Raw genomic sequence first — 6,309 nt, 5'->3', positions numbered from 1 at the left:
CAGCCCGACCTCCGGCCCGGGGCGTGGTGCCCCGGTGGCCGGCGGCAGTCGGTTCTCAGGTTGCTGCTGCTGGGCCACGCCGGCGCCTCCGGGCGTCGATGAGCATCTCCTGGACGTTGGCCAGCGGGCGACCGTCGGGGTCGGTGCTGTGGCGGGTCCAGTTCCCGTCGGCCGTCAGGTGCCAGGAGGACGTGGTGTCGGCCATCCCCGTCTCCAGCAGGCGGTTGAGGGTGGCGCGGTGGGCCGGGTCGGCGACCCGTACCAGCGCCTCGATGCGGCGGTCGAGGTTACGGTGCATCATGTCGGCGCTGCCCAGCCACACTTCGGGCTCGCCGCCGTTGCCGAACGCGAAGACCCGGGAGTGTTCGAGGAACCGCCCGAGCACGCTGCGCACCCTGATGTTCTCCGACAGGCCGGGCACGCCCGGCCGGACCGCGCAGATGCCGCGCACCCAGATGTCCACCGGCACGCCGGCCTGCGAGGCGCGGTACAGCGCGTCGATCACGGCCTCGTCGACGAGCGAGTTGACCTTGATCCGTACATAGGCCGGCCGCCCCGCCCGGTGGTGCTCGATCTCCGCCATGATCCGCCGGACCAGCCCGTCGCGAAGGCTGCGCGGGGCGACCAGCAGCCGGTTGTACGCCTCGCGGCGCGAGTATCCCGACAGCCGGTTGAACAGGTGGGAGAGGTCCGCGCCGACCTGCGGGTCGGCGGTCAGCAGGCCCAGATCCTCGTAGAGCCGGGCCGTTTTGGGGTGGTAGTTGCCGGTGCCGACGTGGCTGTAGCGGCGCAGCGTGTCGCCCTCCTGGCGGACCACGAGTGACAGCTTGCAGTGCGTCTTCAGGCCGACCAGCCCGTAGACCACATGGCAGCCCGCCTCCTCCAGTTTGCGCGCCCACTTGATGTTGGCCTGCTCGTCGAAGCGCGCCTTGATCTCGACCAGCACCAGCACCTGCTTGCCCGCCTCGGCGGCGTCGATCAGCGCGTCCACGATCGGGGAGTCGCCGGAGGTGCGGTACAGCGTCTGCTTGATGGCCAGGACGTCGGGGTCGGCGGCGGCCTGGTCGAGGAAGGCCTGCACGGAGGTGGAGAACGAGTCGTACGGGTGGTGCAGCAGCACGTCCCGTTCGCGCAGCGCCGCGAAGATGTCCGGCGGCGACGCCGACTCCACCTCGGCCAGGTCACGGTGGGTGCCGGCGACGAACTTCGGGTACTTCAGCTCCGGCCGGTCCAGGTCCGCGATGGCGAACAGGCCGGTCAGGTCGAGCGGCCCGGGCAGCGGGTAGACCTCGCCGTGCTTCATCTTCAGCTCGTGCACCAGCAGGTCCAGCACGCGCGGCGCGATGGACTCCTCGACCTCGAGCCGTACCGGCGGGCCGAACCGGCGCCGCATGAGCTCCTTCTCCAGGGCCTGGAGCAGGTTCTCCGCGTCGTCCTCCTCGACCTCCAGGTCCTCGTTGCGGGTCACCCGGAACATGTGGTGGTCGAGGACTTCCATGCCGGGGAAGAGGTTGTCCAGGTGTGCCGCTATCACGTCCTCCAGCGGTACGTACCGGTGCGGCCCCGCCTCCAGGAAGCGGGACAGGATCGGCGGTACCTTCACCCGCGCGAAGTGCTCGTGCCCGGAGACCGGGTTGCGCACCACGACCGCGAGGTTCAGCGACAGTCCCGAGATGTACGGGAACGGGTGCGCCGGGTCCACCGCCAGCGGGGTCAGCACCGGGAAGATCTGCTGCCGGAACAGCGTGGCGAACCGCGCCTGCTCCTTGTCGGTCAGCTCTCCCCAGCGGATGACGTGGATGCCCTCGTCGGCGAGTTGCGGCGCCACGTCGTTCTGGAAGCAGGCGGCGTGCCGCGCCATCAGCTCGCGGGACCGGGTCAGGATCAGGTCGAGCACGTCACGTGGCTGGAGGCCGGACGCGGAACGGGTGGCCACGCCGGTGGCCATGCGGCGCTTGAGGCCGGCCACCCGGACCATGAAGAACTCGTCGAGGTTGCCGGCGAATATCGCCAGGAACTTCGCACGCTCCAGCAGCGGGGTGCTCGGATCCTCGGCGAGTTCCAGCACCCGCTCGTTGAACGCCAGCCAGCTCCGCTCGCGGTCCAGGAACCGGCCCTGGGGCAGTTCGTCGCCGAATTCCTCGCTCGCCGATTCCAGGTCCACACGCCGTTCGAGGTCGGGCACCACGCGTGGCCGGAACGTACCGAAGTCGTCGGTGCTGCCCTCGCCACCACCCGGGCGGGGCTGTACGGGGACGCTGGGCTGATTGATCTGGGCCATGGGATCTGAGCCCTCCTCCGGCTTCGGCACGTCAAGCGCTCGACCGACGGCCCCCGGGGGTGCCGTGTGGCCATCAGCCGTCACCCCATTGTCCCGTGTTCCCGTGGATTTCGGCAGGTCGGGCGGGCGCGGGGACGGGGGAGTGGGGGGAGGGGCAGCAGGCCGCATCCTGCGATGCTCGCAATCAAGATTGAATCGCCGGTAACGGGGGTGTGGCCGTCAGGCAAGCGGGGTGCTTCCGGACGGGGGTGCGGGCGAGGCGTTCCCGGAGCGCTCCCGGGGCGCCGCAAGCCCGGAATCCGGCCGTATTCGGGCGGCGGCCACCGCGGCCGGGCGGCTGCCGAGGTCGGGCCGCGGCAGTATCCGGGCCGCGTCCGTGTGTCCGCGCCGTGTCCGTTCCCGGGCCGCCGGATCCGTGTGTCCGCGCCGCGTCCGTCCCCGGCCGCCGTCCCCGGGTCGCTCAGCTCTCCGTCCGGTACATCAGGTCCACCTCGTGCACGCGGAAGCCGAGACGTTCGTAGACGGCGACGGCGGGTGTGTTGTCGGCGTCCACGTAGAGCATCGCGGTGCGCAGGCCGCGGTCCCGGGCCAGGTGGCGCAGGCCGATCGCGGTCAGGGCGCGGCCCAGGCCACCGCCCTGCTCGGTGGGCGCGACGCCGAGCACGTACACCTCGCCGACGCCCCCGCCCTCCTCCGCGTGCACCTTCGTCCAGTGGAAGCCGACCAGCACCGGCCCCCGGAAGGCCAGGAAGAAGCCCGCCGGGTCGAACCAGGGCTCGGCCATGCGGTCGTCCAGGTCACGCTGGGTGAGGCTGCCCTGTTCGGGGTGGTGGGCGAAGGCGGCGGCGTTGACCGCGAGCCACGCGGCGTCGTCCTGGCCGGGTACGAAGGTCCTTACGGTGACGCCCGCGGGCAGCCGCGGTTCCGCGAGGTCGCCGAGGACCGGGTCGAGCGGGCGGCGCATCTGCCGCAGTTCGCGGAAGAGCTTCAGGCCCAGCCGGGCGGCCAGGTGGCGGGCGACGGGGTGGCCGCCGTGCGCCCACACCCGCAGCCGCTGCCCGGTCGCGGCCAGCAGCGCCGTGCCGAGCGCCCGGCCGTGCCCCTGGTTCCGGTACGCCGGGTGCACCACGAGCTCGGCGGCCGGCGCCTCCACCGGGTCGGTCCCGTCGAGCTGCCCGTACCCGGCGAGTACGTCGCCGCCGCCGTCCCCGGGCGCCGCGCCGTCCCCGGCCGCCGCGTTGTCCCCCGGGACCCACAGCAGCAGATGCCGTACGCCCTCGCGGGCGCCCCGCCGTACCCGCAGCCGGCCCTGTTCCGAGACCGCACCCTGGCCGTCCTCCGCCGCCGCGGCGCGGATCAGGCCGAGTACCTGCTCGGCGGCCTCCGGGGACAGCTCGGTCAGGCCCTCGATACGCCGGTCGCTCATGCTGAGATCGTACGGCGCGCCTCCGGCGCGGCAGGGGCCTGCGCCGCCCGCGGCGGTACCGGAATGAGCACGGCGGACAGGGCGGCGGTGGCGGCGGCGAGTGCGAAGCCCGGCCAGTAGGAGGTGGCCGAGATGACGGCCGCGACGGCGGGCGGTACGACGGCGGCGGTCAGGTTCTGCCCGGTGTTGTGGAGACCCAGCGCCCGCCCGGACCAGGCCGGGCCCGCGATCTCGGCGGTGGAGGTGAAGGACAGGCCGTTGGTGCTGGAGCTGACGGCGATCGCGACCACCAGCAGGGCGGGGACGAGCGGCGACGGGAAGGCGGTGGCCAGCGCGGTGGCGGCGACCACGGCCGAGGTGATCACGGCGAGCTGCCGCATGGGCCGCAGCCGGCCGCCCGCCCGGTCCGACCAGCGGCCGACCAGGATGCGGGCCACCGCGCCCAGTCCCTGCGCGACCGCGATCAGCCGCCCGGCGGCCACCGCCGACCACCCCTGTACGTCCACCAGCAGCACCAGCGCGAACGCTCCCGTGGTGAACTGAGGCACCACCAGCAGTGCCGCGGAGCCGTGAATCCGGTGCAGCACCCGCGAGCCCCGGTACGGGTTCGGTGCCGGCTCGGCGGCTGCCCGCTCCGGCCGGGCCGGGTCCGCGGCGAAGGCCGCGATGAGTAAGGCGATGACCCCGCACACGACGGCGAGGAACCCGATCGCGCCGCTCAGCCCGTACGCGGCGGCCAGCGGCGGCATCGCGAGTGCCGCCACCGCCATCCCCAGCGGTGTGGACGTCTGCCGTATCCCCATCGCCAGTCCCCGCTCCCGCACCGAGAACCACCCCATGACCAGCCGTCCGCTCGCCGAGTACACCGAGGCGCCCGCCGCCCCCGCGAGTACGAGCAGCGCCCCGAGCGCGACCATCCCGTGCACCCCCCACGCGGCCCCGGCGAGCGCCCCCGCCGCCAACCCGAGCCCCAGCGCGATCACCGCCCGCTCCCCGAACCGGTCCGCCGCGGCCCCCCACAGGTACAGCGCCAGCACCAGCCCCACGGTCGGACACGCCACCAGCACCCCCACCTGCGTCAGTGTCAGCCCCTCCCGCCCCCTCAACTCGCCCGCCAGATAAGGAATCCCGTACACGAACGCACACGCCGCGGTCTGCGCGGCGGTCCCCAGAGCGAGCATCAGCCAGCGACGCAAGGTGACAGCACCTCCTTGGTGGTTGCTACCGCCAAGTATTCGGGGTCCGCCGGGATCCGAGACCGTGATTTCGCAGAGCGAGACGGAGCCGGCCCCTGTACGGTGCCTCGCCGGCCGGTGTGCCGTGTGCCGCTGGGTGACCCGAACGACCCCGGGGAGGAACCATGGGGCTGCCCGAGGAGGGCGGCTGCGGTCGGGGTGCGGCACCGGCAAGGCCGCCGTCGGCCCGACGCGCGCACCCCGCACGATGCCGGCGCCCGCGGCGGCGGACGCCCGCGCCGTGGAGACCGCTTCGCCGCCCACACCATGCGCGTTCACGGTCCGGCGCTATCGTCGCCGGATGGCTGAATCTCCCGAGAAGTTCGACTCCGCGATGACCACCTGGCAGGAGTGGCAGGACGCTCCCTGGGGCCGCCTGCGCTACGCGATCGCCGAGGCGAACCTGGTGCGCCATCTCGACGGCCTGGCCAGGGGGTCGTTGCGCGTCCTCGACCTCGCCGGCGGGGACGGCGGCGACGCCATGCGTCTGGCAGCCCGCGGGCACCACGTCACCGTCGTCGACTACGCGCCCGCCATGCTCGCCGCCGCGACCGAGCGAGCCGCCGCGGGCGGCCTCTCGGAGCTGATCACCTGCGTCCGGGCCGACGTGACCGCTCTGCCGGCCGACCTCGCGGCCGGGGAGTTCGATGTGGTGCTGTGCCACAACCTCCTTCAGTACGCGGACGACGTCCCGGGCACACTCGCCACGGTCCTGGCCCCGCTGAAGCACGGCGGGCTCTTCTCGGTGATGGCGATCAACCGGCACTCGGCAGCCCTGAACATCGCCGTCCGCGAGATGGACCCCGCCGCGGCGCTGGCCGCGCTCGGCACCGACCAGGCACGGACCCGGGTATTCGACTCGGCGCTGACGCTCCACGCGGCCGAGGAGATCATCCCCGTCCTGCAGGACCTCGGCTGCCGGGACGTGCGGCACTACGGCATCCGCAGCTTCTGCGACTACATCACCGACGACGCACGAAAGTACGACCCGGCGTTCTACGCCGACCTCGAACGACTGGAACTCGCCACCACCGCCCGTCCGCCCTACACGCACACCGCTCGGCTCTTCCAGCTGACGGCGTGGAAGCGGGACAAGTGATTCCCGGGCGGCCGTGGTGAACTCCCGGCCTTGACGGGACACCCCGAGGTTCGCGTCGGTCTCGTCCAGCCGCGGCAGGTGCTCGGGCCCGGGCCGCAGGACGGGCAGCCGGTGCAGGCGTGCTCAATGAGGCAGCAGGGGCCGAAGTCCCGTGCGCGGGCGCCGAGGGCGATGTTTCCGCGGCTCGACGTGAGTCAGGACGTGACGTGAGTCAGGAAGCGCTGCCCTGCGTGGCCCACCACGGAGCCGATGAGCTCGCGTGCCACCC

The 6,309-nt window shown here is 72.9% G+C and carries 4 protein-coding genes; 1 reads left to right on the top strand and 3 read right to left on the bottom strand.

The window, feature by feature from the left end:
- Positions 1–55: 55 nt before the first annotated feature.
- The 3 genes from VIW71_RS11190 to VIW71_RS11180 all read right to left on the bottom strand — a co-directional run bounded on the left by VIW71_RS11190 (position 56) and on the right by VIW71_RS11180 (position 4,903).
- Positions 56–2,449, bottom strand: coding sequence for an RNA degradosome polyphosphate kinase (locus tag VIW71_RS11190; RefSeq protein ID WP_414720726.1), 2,394 nt, complete (start codon positions 2,447–2,449; stop codon positions 56–58).
- 292 nt (positions 2,450–2,741) lie between these two features.
- The gene (mshD, locus tag VIW71_RS11185) at positions 2,742–3,707 is read right to left on the bottom strand and encodes a mycothiol synthase (RefSeq protein ID WP_331621941.1); all 966 of its coding nucleotides are present in this window, start codon (positions 3,705–3,707) and stop codon (positions 2,742–2,744) included.
- Positions 3,704–4,903 carry an MFS transporter gene (locus VIW71_RS11180; protein ID WP_331621940.1) on the bottom strand — a complete coding sequence of 400 codons (1,200 nt, stop codon included), beginning with the start codon at positions 4,901–4,903 and terminating at the stop codon, positions 3,704–3,706. The genes mshD and VIW71_RS11180 overlap by 4 nt, the downstream gene beginning before the upstream one ends.
- A 340-nt stretch (positions 4,904–5,243) precedes the next feature.
- Between VIW71_RS11180 and VIW71_RS11175 the strand changes: the two genes are divergently transcribed.
- The gene (locus tag VIW71_RS11175) at positions 5,244–6,041 is read left to right on the top strand and encodes a class I SAM-dependent methyltransferase (protein ID WP_331621939.1); all 798 of its coding nucleotides are present in this window, start codon (positions 5,244–5,246) and stop codon (positions 6,039–6,041) included.
- The last annotated feature ends 268 nt before the right edge of the window (positions 6,042–6,309 follow it).

This window comes from Streptomyces sp. (genome assembly GCF_036524955.1).
In the GTDB taxonomy this organism is placed as follows: Bacteria; Actinomycetota; Actinomycetes; order Streptomycetales; family Streptomycetaceae; genus Actinacidiphila.
The sequence above is the reverse complement of the archived record's forward strand: the minus strand, read 5'-3'. Positions and strand labels throughout refer to the sequence as shown.